Origin of the sequence: Nostoc sp., from assembly GCF_036917535.1 — a bacterium.
Taxonomy (GTDB): Bacteria; Cyanobacteriota; Cyanobacteriia; order Cyanobacteriales; family Nostocaceae; genus Nostoc.
The window spans coordinates 1-16,732 of record NZ_JBALDA010000021.1; the positions used below are offsets into that span (position 1 = coordinate 1).

Below are 16,732 nucleotides of genomic sequence, written 5' to 3' on the forward strand. Positions count from 1 at the left end.
TGTTCGCTGGTTAAATACGCATATCGACGTATTTGCCGCTCACAGAGCCAAGTCTGGTTATATTTGGGCTTAGAAATTTATAAAGTCCCATTAGGCATTGCGGCGCTCAGCCCGCTTGCCTACATCCTGGTTCTGATAGCTATGGTCTTCACCCCCATAAGTCATGTGGCTCCTATCCGAGAACTCAGTATCTTGGTTGGGGCTGTACTGGGGGCGAGATTGCTTTCAGAAGGAGATGTAACCCGTCGGCTATTGGCCTCTTTTGTGATGGTGTTGGGTATCATTATGCTGGCCCTCAATTAAGAAAACTTTCTGATAGCCAGAGCTTGAGCGCTTTTAGCTCAGAGGCTATCACATGGCAGGCATCGGTTTCTACTGGAAAACTAGATAAGGAGAGCGACGATGGGAAATAGTCTACAGTCCAATGGGAAAGTTAACCAACCACTACCTGATCCCTATGCTGCACTGCGGTTTCGCAATTATCACCTCATGCGACCATTTTTCAGCATTTGGCACGAGCGCGGCAAAACCAGTACCTTTTCTACAAGACGCACTCGCATTCGCTCAGTACAAGTCAAGGCAAGTCGTTCAGTGACCACCTGCCCCCTGCCGACGCTCTCTACGAGACGCTGCGCGTAGCTTGCTTCTCTGTAAGAGTACGCGGACTCGCTAACGCTGCGCTATCCTGCCTCCTGCCTCCTTCATGACTTTGTTTTTAATTAAAAAATGTTGAATGCAGTTGACAAATTCTTCTAATTCCAAAATTAAATTAGTAGTACCTTTAAGGTCTTGATCATTGGCTAGTTGTTCTAGTTTTTCAGTTGCTAAGTACATAGCTGTGGCTCCAATGTTGGCACTAGCACCTTTAATGTGATGAGTTTCTCGCGCTATTTGCCTAAAGTCATCAGCTGCGATCGCTGCTTTAATTATCTCTAAACGAGGTTTAATATCTTCAACGGATATTTGCAATAGATTTAATTCAAATTCTTGATCATTTCCCGATATCTGATGCAAGTGTTCCCAATCAATTGCTAAGTCAGTAGAAACTGTCTGTTCATAGACAACTCCTTCTTGTTGGGAAACGATCACACCTGTCCAATGTTCTAAAGTCTCAGCCAATTTTTCTTTAAATACTGGCTTACTCAAATAGTCGTCCATTCCGGCATTTAGACACGTTTGCTCGTCTTCTTTCATCACATTAGCTGTCATCGCAATCACTACAGGACGATGACCCAATGCAAAAACATCCTCTTGCCAACGATGAATTTCTTTTGTGGTTTCCAAACCGTCGAGAATTGGCATTTGGCAATCCATTAAAATCAAATCGTAAGGAATTTTTTCTAATAGCTGCAAAACTTCCTTTCCATTGGCAACGACATCGGCTTTATAGCCCAAACTCTGGAGTTGCTTTAGTGCTACTTTTTGATTCACCAAATTATCTTCGGCTAAGAGAATTCTTAACTTGGATTTAGTAGAGAAGTTAGGGGAAGAAGTCAGAATACCTGAAGTTTCTGTACTCGGAATTTCTTCTGTAGCCACTAGCCTCCTGCCTCTAAACCCTTGTTCTGATTCCGGCTGAGTTTTTAAAATATTTATGATGGCATCAAGGAGTCGTGATGGCTTAATGGGTTTAAATAAATAAGCAGCAAATCCGATTTTGAGCGCTTGTTGCACTTCATCCCGTTGATTAGTAGAGGCGAGCATAATCAAAGGGATCTTAGCAATTGCAGAATTGGCTTGAATTTGTTCTTTTATTGTCATGCTATTTGTTTGGGGTAGTTGCATATCAACCAAGGCAACATGATATGATTTCCCCTGCTCGCTAGCTTGCTGAATAACTTTAACGGCGGCAGCAATACTGTCAGCTCGATCTACCTCCATTCCCCAATGAGTAGTTTGATGGGAGATAATTTTATAATTAGTAGCGTTATTATCCACTATCAATAAGCGGCAATTTTGCAAAAGTCCGCGTTCGCATTTTGGCTCAACAGGCTCAACTTGTTTGGTAAAAAGTACCTCAAACCAAAACTTAGATCCTTTGTCCATCTGACTTTCTACCCCAATCACTCCTCCCATCAAAGTTACAAGTTGTTTACAGATAGCTAATCCTAAACCTGTACCACCATACTTGCGAGTGGTCGAAGCATCCACTTGGGTAAATGGCGTAAAGAGTTTGCGTTGGTCTTCAGGGCTAATGCCAAGACCTGTATCTGTAATGGCAAAATGAATGGTCGCTGTAGTCAAAGAAAGCGAACGCAATTCGGCTTGTACTAAAACTTCGCCAGCGCTGGTAAATTTGATCGCGTTGCTGATTAAGTTCATCAAAATTTGCCGCAGCCTACCAGTATCTCCTTTGAGTTGGGTGGGGACGTTGCAATCAATCAGTGCGGCAATTTCTAATCCCTTGTTATGGGCTGAGGGAGCTAATAATTCCACCACTTCTTCCACACAAGTGGATAGGTCAAAATCGAGAGTTTCGAGAGCCATCTCTCCAGCTTCAAGTTTGGAAAGATCCAAAATCTCGTTGATTAAACTTAAAAGAGCGTCTCCACTACTGCGAATTGTTTCAATAAAATCTCGCTGTTCTGCGTCTAACGGAGTATCTAACACCAAACCGGTCATTCCCAATACAGCGTTCATCGGCGTGCGAATTTCATGACTGATATTTGCCAAAAAGGCACTTTTCGTCTGAGAAGCTAATTCGGCTTGGCGACGGGCAATTTCAAGTTCTTGTCGCTGACGAGTTTCTGCTGCTAATAGTTGGGCTTGGGTTAAAGCAATACCTACTTGGTCGGCTATTTGCCGCAAAAGATCGGTTTCAAAGCTAGACCAGTGATGGGAATCGTCACACTGATGAACTATGAGCAAACCGCGAAGTTCTTCTTTAACAAGAATGGGCACAACTAAATTGACTTTCACCCCAAACTGTTGCATTAATTCCAAATGGCTTTGTTCAACTTCCAGGAGATCCAAGTTATCTAGTCCGAAAATCTTTCCTTGACGGTACTGCTGTAGATAGTACTGTTGGAGATATTCTGCTTCAAAGTAGGGGGCGGTGTTATTTTGCTCTTTGATTGCTGGTAAGCCAGAAACTACTGCTTCAATAACGATATTTGCAGACTGATCTGGCAAAAGCTGATAGATTAAAACTCGGTCAGTCTGGAGAATCTTTTGTACCTCCTCGACAGTGATTTGGAGAATTTCTTCGATGTCCAAAGACTGACGAATCTTCAGGGTGATTTCGGTAAATAGTTGCGATCGCAAATTTTGGCGTTGTATTTCTTCTTCAGCCTGTTTACGCTGGATAAATTGCCCTACTTGCTCACCGATAGAATTCATCGTTTTTACTAAATCTTGGTCAAGGGGCTGGATTTCACGATTAAAGCAGGTAATGACACCGAGGATTTTGTTACCACTGCGGATCGGAAAACCAAAAGCTGCGTGTAGTCCTACTTGAGCAGCAATTTTGAAGTTAGGGAAATTAATATCTTTAGCGATATCAGCAATCCAAACAGGTTCAGAACTAGCCCAAACCCTACCAGGTAGTCCAATTCCTCGTGTAAAGGTGGTTTGCCGCTTCAGTGTCTCAAACTCTTGCATTTCAAGGGATGGTTTATGCCAGATATCGAGAAAACGCAACACATTTGCCTGCCAATCCACCATCCAAATTTCACCCAAATCCCATCTCAAACTCTCACATATTCCTTGCAAGATTTGGTGGGTAGCTTCGCTAATTGTGGCGGACTCCGCTAAAACGCGGGTTGCAGCATATTGTGCAGTCAGATGCTGTTGTGTTCGTTTGGCATTAGTAATGTCAATGCCAGTGCCAACAATGTATTCAACACAGCCCTGATAGTCTTTTAAGATGGTATTCGACCAGGCAATCAGTCGCCGACTACCATCTTTCATTACCCAATAATTTTCATAATTATTGGAAAGTTGACCAGATCGTAACTGGTCAAAAACTGCTTTGACTGGCTCCACTTCTTCAGGAGGTAGAAACAAGTTCCAGCTATACCTACCCCTCACCTCATCAAAGGAGTAACCAGTTATCTGCTCACAGGCATGATTGAAACGAACGATTTGCCCTTGAGAATCGAGAACTATTACCAACGCATCGACTGTATCAAGGACTGCTGAGATAAAGTTGCGTTCTTGATTTAAGGTTTCTTCTGTCTTCTTCCGCTCAATAACCTCACCATAGATCAAGTAGTAGACTACAGCAAGAACGATAAAACTTAGACAAATAGCGATCGCCAGTGTGACAATTGTGTTCCGAGTCCAAGTCTTTGCTGCTTGTGACTGCTGTTGGAGTTGTCCCCTAGACTCGTTTTCCATCTTAGCGATCGCCTTGCGGATATCATCTATGAGATTTTGTTGATCGTTTCTCAGCAGTACTTGCAACGCTGCCTCTAATCCCTTGTTCTGGCGCAAATCGATAGTCTGTTTTAGTTCAGTAAGTTTAGCCGTTATCAGAAATTCAAGCTTTGCAATCTGCTTTTGTTGATTCGGTTGATCTACTGTTAAATTCTTCAGCTTGGCAATTTCTCGATCAACGTTACCAAGTGCTGTTTGATACGATTTTAGATAAAGTTTTTTTCCAGTGAAGATGTAACTACGTTGTCCAATCTCAGCATCCTTTACCTGGGACAGTATTTCCTCTAGGCTGTTAAGTTTTTTATAAGTATTTTTTACTATACTGCGATTAAAATTACTAAATACTCTTGTATTTTGATAAGAAATCACCCCAATCAGAACTAAAATTATTGACGACAAACCAAAACTTACTGCAATCTTTTTGAAAAATTGCTTGCGTACCATCTGTGCCTGTTTACCTTTCTTGGTAACAACTACCAAACTTGCTAAATTTCGGCGCAATTCTAGTTGCTTAATGACTTGACGGCCTAAAGTTCGTAATGCCTCTATTTGTTCTAAATTAAGTTCTCGTGGTACGTAGTCAATTACACATAGGGTTCCAAGGGCGTATCCTTCTAAGTTCGTGAGAGGTACACCAGCATAAAACCGAATATTTGGATCAGATATCACCAGTGGATTTGTAGCGAACCGTTCGTCATCTCTTGCATCAGGCACGACCAGAATATCAGGCTGGAGAATGGCATGGGCACAGAATGCGAAATCTCGATGCGTTTCTGGGGCATCTAAACCGACTTTTGACTTGAACCATTGGCGATTTGTATCAATTAAGCTAATTAAGGCAATAGGAGTCTGACAAATATACGAGGCTAAACGAGTCAGATCGTCAAAGGTGGCTTCCGATGGCGTATCAAGAATCTTGTACTGCAAAATTGCTTCGATTCTCTGTGCTTCATTATCAGGTAATGGTGCTTTCATCCTTGAGCTTTATCTACATTCTGGGGAGTGGAGGAGTGGAGGGATAAGGGAGCAGGGAAGACAAGGGGGACAAGGGGGACAAGGAGGAATTATTAAACAAGTCTCTCCCCGAAGTTCTGATGCCTACGGCGGGCTACGCCAACGCCGGAAGCCGGCGCTCAGACTTCTCTTTTTATCTCCCCCTTCTTCCTTGTCTACTTTGTCTCTTCTCAATGCCCAATGCCCAATTCAACAAACTTACCTTTAATTAATGACAATAGTTTACTTAAAAGCGTTAGCGTAATTTTACTGAGTTATATGTTATTAAATAATCGATCAAATGATTAAGTCTCTGCTGTATTTTTTGTGGGCTGGTTTATTGGAAATTGGAGGCGGCTACTTGATCTGGTTGTGGTTGCGCGAAGGTAAGCCGTCCTGGTTGGGCATATTGGGGGGAATTGCTTTAGCTTTCTATGGGGTTATTGCAACTCTACAACCAACAAATTTTGGCAGAGTGTATGCGGCTTATGGCGGCGTGTTTATCGCAATGGCAATGCTTTGGGGTTGGAAGGTAGACGGGGTAACTCCAGACCGCTACGACTTAATCGGAGTATGTTTAGCCTTAGTGAGTGTTTTAATTATCATGTTTGCTCCCAGAAGTTAAGTAAAATTTCTAGATTATTTTTGACCAATAACTTTTATATTGTTCCCTTTGAAACAGATAATAATCTCACGTAAAATTGCAAAAGTTTTTTCGCAACTAACCTGTTAAAAGCAAACATCTGGATATCTACGTGTTTATGCGGAAGATATAAAGAAAACTCATGATGCAGTATTTTGCAACTACATGAGGTATAATTTTATTTAATCCTTACGCTACTTGCTTTTCCCTTTTACTAGGAGACGATCGCGATCACACGAATCGGGTATTTCTGTACCTCACATTGGCATAGCCTTTGTCTTTGACACGCTGTTCGCGTTCGTAGAGAATTTGAAATCTGCTGTATATTTGTGTAAATTCTCGGAAAATACTGGCGATAATCTACAATACTTGTCAAATATCACAATTATTTTGCTTTGTAACAGTAAGTAAATAAAAATTTGGAATTTTGTCAGGCTTGAATAAGATACTATTCTTCTATTCTTTAAAAAATAAAGATGCAATGTGATGATTGCGTATTTATACGCTAATTTAAATTTTGGCAACTACAATCCGGTTTATATTTTTGTTAATATCTCAAGAAAATTCAAGTTAAGTAACTTTCAAGACAAAAATGTGTCAATAAAAGTAATCAAATGTAGTTAAGAATACAAATCATTGGTGCTTAGGAAGAAAAAAAGTGTTAAAGAAAGTTGTGATGATTGGAGCTATCACCCTACTATTTTTAGGAGGGCCGTTGATGGGCAATGCTTTTGCCCAAACCCCAACTGCTGCCCCACCCACTGCTGATACTGGAGACACAGCGTTTATGCTGATTTCAGCAGCACTAGTGCTGCTAATGACTCCAGGATTAGCGTTTTTCTATGGTGGATTTGTGCGATCGCGCAACATCTTAAACACATTGATGATGAGCTTTGTGTTAATGGCGATCGTCGGAGTGACTTGGATTTTATGGGGCTATAGTCTTGCCTTTGCACCAGGGTTGCCGTTCATTGGGGGATTGCAATGGTTGGGCTTGAACGGTGTCGGGCTAGAGGTAACTGATTATCTCAAAGGGTCAAACCCAGCAGAAGTAGTTTCTTATGCGGCGACTATTCCCCACCAGGCATACATGATTTATCAAGCCATGTTTGCCATTATTACCCCAGCCTTAATTTCTGGGGCGATCGTTGAGCGGATAAGTTTCCGTGCCTATGCTTTGTTTGTACTGCTGTGGTCAACTTTTGTTTACGCTCCCCTAGCCCACATGGTCTGGGCTAAAGGTGGTTTCTTAGGTTTATATGGTGGTTTGAATGCGCTCGACTTTGCAGGTGGCACAGTAGTACACATTAGTTCTGGTGTTTCTGCCCTTGTAGCAGCGATCGTCCTTGGGCCTCGGAAAACCCATCCTGACCGTCTTAGCCCTCCGCACAACGTTCCCTTTATTTTGCTGGGTGCTGGCTTGCTTTGGTTTGGCTGGTTTGGCTTCAATGCCGGAAGTGCTTTATCAGCTGCTAGTGGAACTTCTGGTAATGTGGTGACAAACGTAGCAACAACAGCCTTTGTTGCTACCAATACAGCTACGGCGGCGGCTGCTTTGATGTGGCTAATTTTGGAATCAGTTTTACGAGGTAAACCTACCGCCGTGGGAGCAGCTACAGGAGCCGTTGCTGGTTTGGTGGGCGTTACTCCAGCAGCCGGATTTGTGACACCGTTAGCAGCGATTTTAGTTGGTGGAATCACCTCCTTTGTTTGCTTCTATGCTGTAAGTTACAAGCATAAGCTGCAAATCGACGATGCTTTAGATACTTATCCCGTGCATGGCGTTGGCGGTACAGTAGGGGCAATTTTAACAGGAATATTTGCTACTACTCAAGTCAACTCAGCAGGCCAAGAAGGTGTGCTGCGCGGTAATTTTGGTCAACTAGGAATTCAACTAATAGCAATTATCGTTGCCTATGTGATCGCAGCTATTGGTACATGGATTATTCTGAAGATTCTCGATGCTACAGTCGGGCTGCGAGTCAAAGAGGAACAGGAAGTCCAAGGTTTGGATATCAACGAACACGGTGAAGAAGGTTACAACTCGGAGTTTGGCGACCGTCCTACTTAGTAATGAGTCCTGTTAGCGGAAGCGGGGCGTTTAGCCCGTGCTGAGTGGGGAGCAGGGGACAAGGGGACAAGGGGGAATTATTAAACAAATCTCTCCCAAGTCTCCCCCCTCTTCCTTGTCTACCTTGTCTCTTCTTCATGCCCTGTTTGGCCAATTTAAGATTGTGTAATTTGCGATCGCTAGCGTTAAAATTTGATTCAAATAATTGGTAAATTTCGCTAGTCGTGTCTACATCTGCAAAAACCTTTCCTATCTGGGCATTTTTTTCGCTGTTAACCAACGGTATCTTAATGTTGGCGGTCATCCTGCTAATTTGGCAACAGCAGAGATCGACCGCTTTTTTTGGGACAATAACATCCCCAAAGCCAATTAACTTAAACAACTCACCGCAAATTGCTACACCTGATTTAGGTCGCCGTCACCAACTCACTTATCAAGAATGGGTAGACATTCTTAACCAAGAAGCCAAGGTCGCCGCTGACCAACATCCTCCGCATTTAAACATCTTGGCGGGAGATTCTTTGAGTTTGTGGTTTCCTCCTGAGTTATTACCCGAAGGTAAAAGTTGGCTCAATCAAGGAATTTCTGGCGAAACTAGCAATGGACTTTTAAAAAGATTAAAAATATTTGACCGCACCCAGCCAGAGGTGATTTTTGTGATGATTGGCATCAATGACCTAATTCGGGGGATGAGCAATGGGGAAATTTTAGATAATCAGCAGCAAATTATCAATTATCTACGAAAGGCGCATCCCACAGCGCAAATTGTTGTCCAATCGATTTTGCCACATGGGGCAGAAGAAGCAACTTGGAAAGGACGAGATAAACTTTTGGCTGTTGCCAATAGTCGCATTCGCGAGTTGAATCGGCAACTGCAAAGTATATCCACCAAAAAAGGTGTCAAATATCTCGATTTACATCCCCTGTTTACCAACAAACAAGGAAATCTCCGCCGCGAATTTACAACTGATGGCTTACATCTAAGTCCTGAAGGTTATATGGTTTGGCGTTCTGCATTGCAGATTTATAGCGAGATTGAATTAAAACCCCAGCTTAAGAAGTAAAAAGTAAAAAGATAATCCTCATAAATAAATTTAGGGGATTTAATAAGGATATATTATTTCTCGTTGCACTCTCTGCTCGAAATAAATGTTTTTATTTCGTTCCATAAATAAATTTAGGAGCCATTTGCGTGGGCGGGTTTCCCGACTTGAGCAAACTGGCGTGGGCTTGTAACCATTTTTTCTTGTTTTTTATGAGTGCCTTTTAACTTTTTATACCAATTTGAAAAAAGAATGCGACAGATACATACGGACATACCTTTGTTCTGTCTGGCTTTCTTAATTTTGAATTTTGAATTTTGAATTGGTATTACTTTTGCCTTGTTCAGTCAACGTCCTGCGGCAGAAAAAGGCTAAAGCCCAAAAAGAAGTAATATCTTTGAAGACAACTCTGTATCAATCGCGTCTAGGCACGAGAAAATAAGAAATAGTAGTTTAAATAGAAAAATCTCATGGATACAAAAGCTTTTAAGCGCAACCTCCAACATTCAGAAAATTACAATCGCAAGGGCTTTGGTCATCAAGCAGAAGTTGCCACCCAGTTGCAATCTGAGTATCAGAGTAACTTGATTCAGGAAATTCGCGATCGCAATTACACCCTACAACGAGGGGATGTGACAATCCGACTAGCACAAGCCTTTGGCTTTTGCTGGGGTGTAGAACGGGCTGTAGCGATGGCCTATGAAACTCGTCAACACTTCCCCACAGAACACATCTGGATTACTAACGAGATTATCCACAACCCTTCTGTAAATCAGCGGATGCAGGAGATGGAAGTAAAATTTATCCCCATTGAAGGAAAGAATAAAGACTTTTCTGTTGTTGGAATTGGTGATGTAGTCATATTACCCGCTTTTGGGGCTAGCGTTCAAGAAATGCAGATACTTCACGATAAAGGCTGCAAAATTGTTGATACTACTTGTCCTTGGGTATCTAAAGTTTGGAATACAGTAGAAAAGCACAAAAAAGTCGATTATACATCAGTAATTCACGGTAAATATAAGCATGAAGAAACAGTTGCCACTAGTTCCTTCGCTGGCAAGTATTTAATTGTGTTGAATTTGCAAGAAGCAGAATATGTTGCTGACTATATTATCAATGGTGGCAACCGTGAAGAATTTCTGACAAAATTTGCTAAAGCTTGTTCAGCAGGATTTGACCCTGATCGCGATTTAGCAAGAGTTGGCATTGCTAACCAAACTACCATGCTTAAAGGCGAAACTGAGCAAATTGGCAAGCTTTTTGAGCGAACTATGTTACAGAAGTATGGCCCTACTGAGTTAAATCAGCATTTTCAAAGCTTCAACACCATTTGTGATGCCACTCAAGAACGGCAAGATGCCATGCTGGAATTAGTGGAACATAATTTAGATTTGATAGTAGTAATTGGTGGGTTTAATTCCTCGAATACAACTCAGTTGCAACAAATTGCCTTTGAGCGAGGAATTCCTTCTTATCATATTGATACTGTTGAACGCCTTAAATCAGGGTATTCCATTGAACATCGGCAATTAAAGGGGCAGTTAATAACTACAGAAAACTGGTTGCCTGATGGAGAAATTGTTGTGGGAATTACTTCTGGTGCTTCCACGCCAGATAAGGTGGTAGAAGATGTGATTGAGAAAATTTTTACATTAAAAGCAACAGCAGCAGTAGTTTAAATTTTAGGGGGTGTATAGCAACCTAATTAAACATAAAATACTCAGGAGATAGATCCTCGACTTCTTTGAAAATTCGGGGATCTGAGTATGTTTATTTATACCCAATAATTCACCAACTAAAAATAAATTACTGCTGAGATATCGCTGCGCGTAAACATTCCAGACTCAGGGGAACGTGAGTTCGACGGATTTTAGGGGCTACAAGCCTTGTAAATAAAAGATTATTTCAGCTAAGGCTGAAAGAAACTCTTATCCATTAGTTGAGAATAAAGTCAATAATTGACAGATTCCAGAGTTACTGATTTTATTCTCAATAAGCCCAAGCATTTTTAGTCACAGCTATTTTCCAGATAATAGGCTGGCTAACGGTTTCAGAGTTTAAAGTTCATCGAACTTCAGGGGAGTACCAACAGCATAGACAGATTGACCTACTCGTGCTGAACCAGGAGTAGCTAAACGCAGATAAGACAGATTTTTTTGATTGCGAATCTTGAGTGCGGCTAAATCTAAACAGAGAAAGAAGGTTGGCTGATTACAGATGATCCTCTAGAGATTGAAGTCGGTGGGGTTGAAATGTACATTGATTTGGGTGCAGAGGCGATATTAGCAGCTGAGAGAGCCGGAGAGAAAATAGCGGTTGAGATTAAGAGTTTTCTTGGTGCATCAAATATTTACGAATTTCATACAGCATTGGGTCAATGTTTTAACTATAAAATTGCTCTAGAGATTCAAGAAGCAGAACGAGTTTTATACTTAGCTGTTCCTTTAGGAACTTATAGCAGCTTCTTCGCATTGCAATTTATTCAAATTGTTATTCAACGCTCTCAATTAAAGCTAATCGTTTACGATCCTGTAAGTGAGGTGATTGTAGAATGGAAAAATTAGAGCAATATCGAGGTTCTATTCAACAATTATTGGCAGAATATGCTAGTCGAGATTTGTCAAGAAGTGAAATAGAAAAACAAGTCATTTTTGATACTGTTCACGATCACTATCAATTAGTATACGTAGGCTGGAAGAATCGACGACGGCAATACGGGTGTGTTTTGCATCTCGATATCAAAGATGAGAAGATTTGGATACAATATGATGGAACTGAGATTGGCATTGCCAATGATTTAGTAAAGTTAGGAGTTCCAAAGAAAGATATTGTTTTAGCATTTCAGGAACCCTTGGTAAGGCAATACACGGAATTTGGTGTAGGTTGAAAAGGTTAGAATCACTGCCTTTTACTGTTATTAATTTGTTGAGATATAGCTAGAAACATAAACTATTGCTTTGTTCACAATGCTTGGATATTAGGATGGGAAAGGAGTTTTTGTGCTTCTGCAACCAAGTGCGTCCCCCAAAGATTTTGTTTGAGAACGTCAACATGAGCAAAGCTTTTATCTAAACGTAAGGCGGACTGTGCCATGTTTAGAGCTTTTTCGTGCTCACCTTTGGCATATAAAGCAACTGCCAATGCCAATTTAGTTGACTCAGGCTTATACTTCAACTGTTTACATCCCCCAACTTGTTCAATCACACAAAGAATTGTATGCTTGATTGAGTTTGGTTGCTGACTCTTCTAATAAGCGTTGTTCATGAGCATTTCTTGGTAATACTAGTTGGCGTTCAATACCTGTTGAGCCAATGATACATGGAAGTCCAAGAACAACTTCACTGCCAACTCCATAGTTAGAATCTGCTCTCACCGATACTGGGAATATCTGCTTTTCATCTCGCAGGATGGCATCAACTAACTGACAAACTACTATTGATATGCCATAGCTAGTATTTCCTTTACGTTCAGAAATGTTATAGCCTCGCTTACGGGTTAACTCTACGTACTCTTGCTGAATTTCTTCCAGCGTTGCTCCTTGTGGTATGGGAAATTCAGCTAACGGAATTCCCCCAATAAATGCACTTGACCAAACGACAAATTCACTGTCTCCATGCTCTCCAATCACATAAACGTGAACGTCTTGTTTACTACTAACGTTCAGTCGCTTACCAAGTTGATATCTCAGTCTAGCAGTATCAAGAACAGTTCCCGAACCGAAAATTAAATTTTCTGCTCTGGTGGAAGTAGCGATCGCAATCCGTGTAAGTACATCCACTGGATTGCTAACGATAAGTACGATTGAATTCGGTGCAACTCGATCCAATTCTTTGAGCGTCGAACGTATAATCTGTGCATTGTCGCTCAATGTATCTAATCGGGTCTGCCCTTGTTTTTGCTGCACCCCAACAGTCACAACAATCACATCACAATCGGCTAAATCTTCATACTGAGAGGATGGTATAATCTCTATTTCTTGCAGTAGGGGAATGCTGTCTTCAATATCCCATGCTTGCCCCTCAGCTTTTGATAAGGTTCTGTCAAAAAGCACGACTGTTACACATTTACACAGTAGCACTAAAGCATTTGCTACGTCTGCACCCACATTTCCCGCACCAATGACACCGACCTTGGATGTTTTGCTACTCATGTCATATCTACCTTTTTTGTCATATTTGGGATGCTCCATACTGCAAAACGTTGAAAGCAATCTTGGCTACAGTGAGGAGTCCCCTGCTAAGGCAGCGATCGCGGCCTGCAATAGGCTGGCAACAACGGCGAGTTCTTCCTCGCAGCGAGGTGGATAGATGAACACGTAAGTATCAGGCATATGCGGTAATACACCAGCAAGGGGATGTCGCTCTCCCCACCCAGCCTCTATCACTGCCTTCGCATCCGAGGGGCTGAAGATCATATGCATCGAGCCATCTGACGGATGGATGTGTGCGATTTCCCCTCGCGCCTCCTGAGCCAGCGGATGCGCATGGGTCAGATCGCGCACAAATACAGCCTGATTTCTTGTTTCAAATTTACTTAGTTGAAAAGTAAGAAGATTGCTTGCCTGTGCGACCGTTTGAGCGAAGAGCCGTTCGACCTTTTGCTGCATCTCCGGGCCAGGAAGCTGATCCATTTGTCGGTGCGGCACTGGATAGACTGCAATGGAAGGCCGTAGTCCGGTGCGTTGGGGAAGAGACGTCAAGCGTGCGTCAGCAGTAAGTCTATGATCATATTGTCTTGTGCTGATAGGATCGCGCTTCAAAAGACGCAACGCCGTCGTGGCAGCCCATCCAGCCACATTCGCTGGGAGACCCCCTTTACCAAGGCTGCGCCATTTGCGATAGTCCTGCAATGCCCATAGGAGGACACCAGCAGCGATTCCACACCCTAGCACTAGCATGCTGGGCCAAAGCCATTGGTTGAATTCTCCATCAGTCATAGGTGTACTCCTTGAATATAAGTTATACCAATTCAAAAAATGTTTGCGACAGATAGGGCATTCAAAATGAAATCATAGCCAGTCAGAGAGGCATTCATCTCTGGGATGTAACGAGAGTTCAGAATCGCTTTGTCGTTGAATTTGGTCATTACTGCGAGGTGGAATAGTAGCTTTTGCCTGCCTTGTTGCGATCGCCTCATAACAGTCAAATGTGTCATAACCACCATCGCCTGACACTTGTTCAATAGAGTTATTGGAAAACTCACTCATCTTTTGACAAGTACAAAGTTTACTGTACGTAGTATTCTTCCGTCCGATCAACCTAGAACGGTCGTGTACCAGATGAGTTGGACAGGCTCTTAAACGGCTGGTCTAATAAGGTTTACTAGTCAAGTATTAACCGATTAACAACACAACCGTGTCCAGTGTGCATCATCCGTAAGCAGAGCACGTATCACACTTTAATCGTGTGCCACAAGCGCTGCATGGAAGCGACGGACTATGTAAAGCTAGGCGTGGTGCTCGTTCAGCCCTGCAAGGACTTCTGTTTGTGGAAATGGATTCATTGCCATGAGATTGTATTTCTCCTGTTGATTCATGAGGATTTACCCCTCATCACCAGTCCATTCTGACTGCACCCATTCCTCAAAATCTTGAACGTTTCAATGCTTTTTTTGGAACATTCTTCAGGAGGTAGGCTGTTATTCTAATTCCTTGGTGCCATCACTTTTTGCTGCCGCAGTTGCTTGGGACGAACACCGAGCAATCGATGCATGTGTCGTGTAAGATGGCTCTGGTCAGAAAATCCGGTTTCAATGGCAATTTCTGCGATCGGTAAGTTACTGTTTAACAGCATCGTCTTTGCCCGGTTCACTCGCTGATGCACTACATACTGGTGTGGTGCCAGTCCAGTAGATTGCTTGAATAAAGTGCCAAAATAAGTGGGACTCATCTGCACTATAGCTGCTAACTCATTCAAGCTCAAACCCTGATTGAGGTACTCATTGATGTAATCTGTCACTTGCTTCAACTTCGCTGTGGGCATACCTCTTGAATCGTCCCGCACGGCTGCTTTTTGGACCGTATAATGCTTGAGTAAATGAACGGCTATGGCATTAGCCATCGTTTCAGCGTAAAGCCGACTTCCCGCAGGGTCGGTTTCCAACTCTGTCTTGAGCGACAACGCGATTTGATAAATTAGCGGCTCAGGCTGAGGAAAGAGAGGCATTAGCTCAACTCGATCCGGATCGAGCAATTCCCAAGCCACATGTCTGAACTGGGTGGGTTCTAAACTAAGTAGAATGAACTTGCTATCTCTATCCGACCAACATTGCTGAGGGGTGTTTGCCGGATAAATAATTATATCTCCTGCTGTTGCTTGCTGACGACTCAAGCGCCCATCAATGATACGTCCTCCAAGAGATGGCTCAAGCTTGATAAAAATGACGTGCTGAAGCGGGTAGATCTCAGGGTTTTTGTAAGGTGATTGGTGGTGATATTCCAGATGGATGCCAGCCCATCCCGCCGCATGACTCGTGAGCAAGGGAGATCGCTCAAACACTTGTAAAGCGGTCTGTGGCTTACTGAAGTCTAGCATTGAGGAATTTTGGGTTGGCATGACTGTACATTTGGATTCGATTAGGTTTGCTGCAATAACAGACGAGTTACATTAATTGTAGCTTAGATCTTGCACCTAACAGTATAAACACTGAATACATACAGGACTTACGCAACTGTCACAGGCGATCGCGTCCCCCAAAGGTGAAGGTTGAGAGATAAAGGCTTTTTTGGCAGACTTAGAGCAAAGAAGTAGGCATACTGTACTCACTTACTGCCTAATGGCTCTTGGTGTCGTTTAACCCAACCCTTCTGGAACTGTGAAACACTAAAAATGTGAAAATGAAAAAAGGTAGTTTATAGGCGCAGTGACTGGGGTAGCTTGCACAAGTGACAAGTAATTATACTTATGATATTTAGCAAACTTGACTATTGTCAATATTTATTAAGTAGTCAGATTAACTATACAATTACAAATTTAGCTGACCATTTAAAAGAAATTAGTCATGACAAGATAAATCGTTATTTAAGACGCGAAAAATTGACACCTCGTAACTAAGAGAAAATGCCAAACCATTAATCAAAGTTTCTCAAAATGGATATGTAATTTTTGATGACACAGTTATAGATAAAAGATATTCCGAAGATATTGAGTTAGCCCGACGACAATATAGTGGTAATGAGCATGGGGTTTGCCAATGTCGTAAAGCTCGTATCCAGAGAAATCACATCGGCTGTGCCATACTTGTTTGATTAAGACTTAAAGATCAAGCCGATAAAATAGGTCTTATATCATGTCCGGCAAATCGCCCTTAATATGTCATTGCGAGTGGAACGAAGTGAAACGAAGCAATTGCAAGGTTTTTGGGATTGCTTCCCTTCGGTTGCAATGACGGTTGTTTGAACGGACATGATATTACTGCTTATCAACTCAAGCATGGGTTACTGTCAAACTACCTGATTCAACAACTTAAACGTCCCACCATTCCTATAGAACCCATTTGACATCTTAGGAATGGACTGCAAGCCTTTTAATCATTAACCTGATGAAGCAGAGGTTGAGTTTGGCAGTGGCACCAGCGAGGGTTGGTTCAAAGTTCTTAACCAGAATT

13 protein-coding genes and 2 pseudogenes are annotated in these 16,732 nt (G+C 42.2%); 9 read left to right on the forward strand and 6 right to left on the reverse strand.

What is annotated here, in order from left to right; genetic code table 11:
• Positions 1-303, forward strand: a 303-nt coding sequence (locus V7K56_RS07860; RefSeq protein ID WP_334909217.1) for a hypothetical protein, incomplete at its 5' end; no start/stop codon positions are given.
• Between the two features lie 99 nt (positions 304-402).
• Positions 403-639 (forward strand): hypothetical protein, encoded by a 237-nt coding sequence (locus V7K56_RS07865; RefSeq protein ID WP_334909221.1) that lies wholly within the window; start codon positions 403-405, stop codon positions 637-639.
• A 30-nt stretch (positions 640-669) separates the two neighbouring features.
• Here V7K56_RS07865 and V7K56_RS07870 read toward each other — a convergent pair whose 3' ends face one another.
• Complete coding sequence (locus V7K56_RS07870; RefSeq protein ID WP_334909223.1) at positions 670-5,352, reverse strand: GAF domain-containing protein; 4,683 nt, start codon at positions 5,350-5,352, stop codon at positions 670-672.
• Between the two features lie 319 nt (positions 5,353-5,671).
• Between V7K56_RS07870 and V7K56_RS07875 the strand changes: the two genes are divergently transcribed.
• The 6 genes and pseudogenes from V7K56_RS07875 (at position 5,672) to V7K56_RS07900 (ending at position 12,014) form a co-directional block, all read left to right on the forward strand.
• Entirely contained in the window at positions 5,672-5,995 is a 324-nt protein-coding gene (locus V7K56_RS07875; protein WP_334909225.1) for a YnfA family protein, read from the forward strand.
• A gap of 694 nt (positions 5,996-6,689) precedes the next feature.
• A complete protein-coding gene (locus V7K56_RS07880; RefSeq protein WP_442939945.1) occupies positions 6,690-8,084 on the forward strand; it encodes an ammonium transporter in 1,395 nt (464 codons plus the stop codon).
• Positions 8,085-8,308: 224 nt separating this feature from the next.
• Complete coding sequence (locus V7K56_RS07885) at positions 8,309-9,148, forward strand: SGNH/GDSL hydrolase family protein (RefSeq protein WP_334909229.1); 840 nt, start codon at positions 8,309-8,311, stop codon at positions 9,146-9,148.
• Between the two features lie 449 nt (positions 9,149-9,597).
• Entirely contained in the window at positions 9,598-10,806 is a 1,209-nt protein-coding gene (locus V7K56_RS07890) for a 4-hydroxy-3-methylbut-2-enyl diphosphate reductase (RefSeq protein ID WP_334909230.1), read from the forward strand.
• 513 nt (positions 10,807-11,319) lie between these two features.
• Positions 11,320-11,691, forward strand: a pseudogene (locus tag V7K56_RS07895) (XisH family protein); the annotation flags it as partial.
• Positions 11,679-12,014, forward strand: coding sequence for a XisI protein (locus tag V7K56_RS07900; protein WP_334909232.1), 336 nt, complete (start codon positions 11,679-11,681; stop codon positions 12,012-12,014). The pseudogene V7K56_RS07895 and the gene V7K56_RS07900, both read left to right, overlap by 13 nt.
• 74 nt (positions 12,015-12,088) lie before the next feature.
• On the opposite strand, the gene V7K56_RS07905 is transcribed toward V7K56_RS07900, so the two are convergent.
• From V7K56_RS07905 to V7K56_RS07925, 5 genes are all read right to left on the reverse strand, one after another.
• Positions 12,089-12,331, reverse strand: a complete 243-nt coding sequence (locus V7K56_RS07905) for a hypothetical protein (RefSeq protein ID WP_334909234.1) — start codon at positions 12,329-12,331, stop codon at positions 12,089-12,091.
• Positions 12,324-13,277, reverse strand: coding sequence for a malate dehydrogenase (locus V7K56_RS07910; RefSeq protein WP_334909236.1), 954 nt, complete (start codon positions 13,275-13,277; stop codon positions 12,324-12,326). Before V7K56_RS07910 ends, V7K56_RS07905 begins: the two co-directional genes overlap by 8 nt.
• Before the next feature lie 66 nt (positions 13,278-13,343).
• The gene (locus tag V7K56_RS07915; RefSeq protein ID WP_334909238.1) at positions 13,344-13,757 is read right to left on the reverse strand and encodes a luciferase domain-containing protein; all 414 of its coding nucleotides are present in this window, start codon (positions 13,755-13,757) and stop codon (positions 13,344-13,346) included.
• A 378-nt stretch (positions 13,758-14,135) separates the two neighbouring features.
• Positions 14,136-14,333 carry a hypothetical protein gene (locus V7K56_RS36995; RefSeq protein WP_442939944.1) on the reverse strand — a complete coding sequence of 66 codons (198 nt, stop codon included), beginning with the start codon at positions 14,331-14,333 and terminating at the stop codon, positions 14,136-14,138.
• 436 nt (positions 14,334-14,769) lie between these two features.
• Positions 14,770-15,681: an AraC family transcriptional regulator gene (locus V7K56_RS07925; protein ID WP_334909240.1), complete on the reverse strand. Its 912-nt coding sequence runs from the start codon at positions 15,679-15,681 to the stop codon at positions 14,770-14,772.
• A gap of 348 nt (positions 15,682-16,029) precedes the next feature.
• Between V7K56_RS07925 and V7K56_RS07930 the strand changes: the two are divergent.
• A pseudogene (locus V7K56_RS07930) lies at positions 16,030-16,313 on the forward strand (IS701 family transposase); the annotation flags it as partial.
• Positions 16,314-16,732 lie beyond the last annotated feature (419 nt).

What these genes read in the sequence shown, in the direction of transcription:
- V7K56_RS07900 (WP_334909232.1), top strand. Translation starts at nt 11,679, where the DNA reads ATGGAAAAATTAGAGCAATATCGAGGTTCTATTCAACAATTATTGGCA.
- V7K56_RS07875 (WP_334909225.1), top strand. Translation starts at nt 5,672, where the DNA reads ATGATTAAGTCTCTGCTGTATTTTTTGTGGGCTGGTTTATTGGAAATT.
- V7K56_RS07910 (WP_334909236.1), bottom strand. Translation starts at nt 13,277, where the DNA reads ATGAGTAGCAAAACATCCAAGGTCGGTGTCATTGGTGCGGGAAATGTG.
- V7K56_RS07880 (WP_442939945.1), top strand. Translation starts at nt 6,690, where the DNA reads ATGATTGGAGCTATCACCCTACTATTTTTAGGAGGGCCGTTGATGGGC.
- V7K56_RS07925 (WP_334909240.1), bottom strand. Translation starts at nt 15,681, where the DNA reads ATGCCAACCCAAAATTCCTCAATGCTAGACTTCAGTAAGCCACAGACC.
- V7K56_RS07890 (WP_334909230.1), top strand. Translation starts at nt 9,598, where the DNA reads ATGGATACAAAAGCTTTTAAGCGCAACCTCCAACATTCAGAAAATTAC.
- V7K56_RS07915 (WP_334909238.1), bottom strand. Translation starts at nt 13,757, where the DNA reads ATGGATCAGCTTCCTGGCCCGGAGATGCAGCAAAAGGTCGAACGGCTC.
- V7K56_RS07870 (WP_334909223.1), bottom strand. Translation starts at nt 5,352, where the DNA reads ATGAAAGCACCATTACCTGATAATGAAGCACAGAGAATCGAAGCAATT.
- V7K56_RS36995 (WP_442939944.1), bottom strand. Translation starts at nt 14,333, where the DNA reads ATGAGTGAGTTTTCCAATAACTCTATTGAACAAGTGTCAGGCGATGGT.
- V7K56_RS07865 (WP_334909221.1), top strand. Translation starts at nt 403, where the DNA reads ATGGGAAATAGTCTACAGTCCAATGGGAAAGTTAACCAACCACTACCT.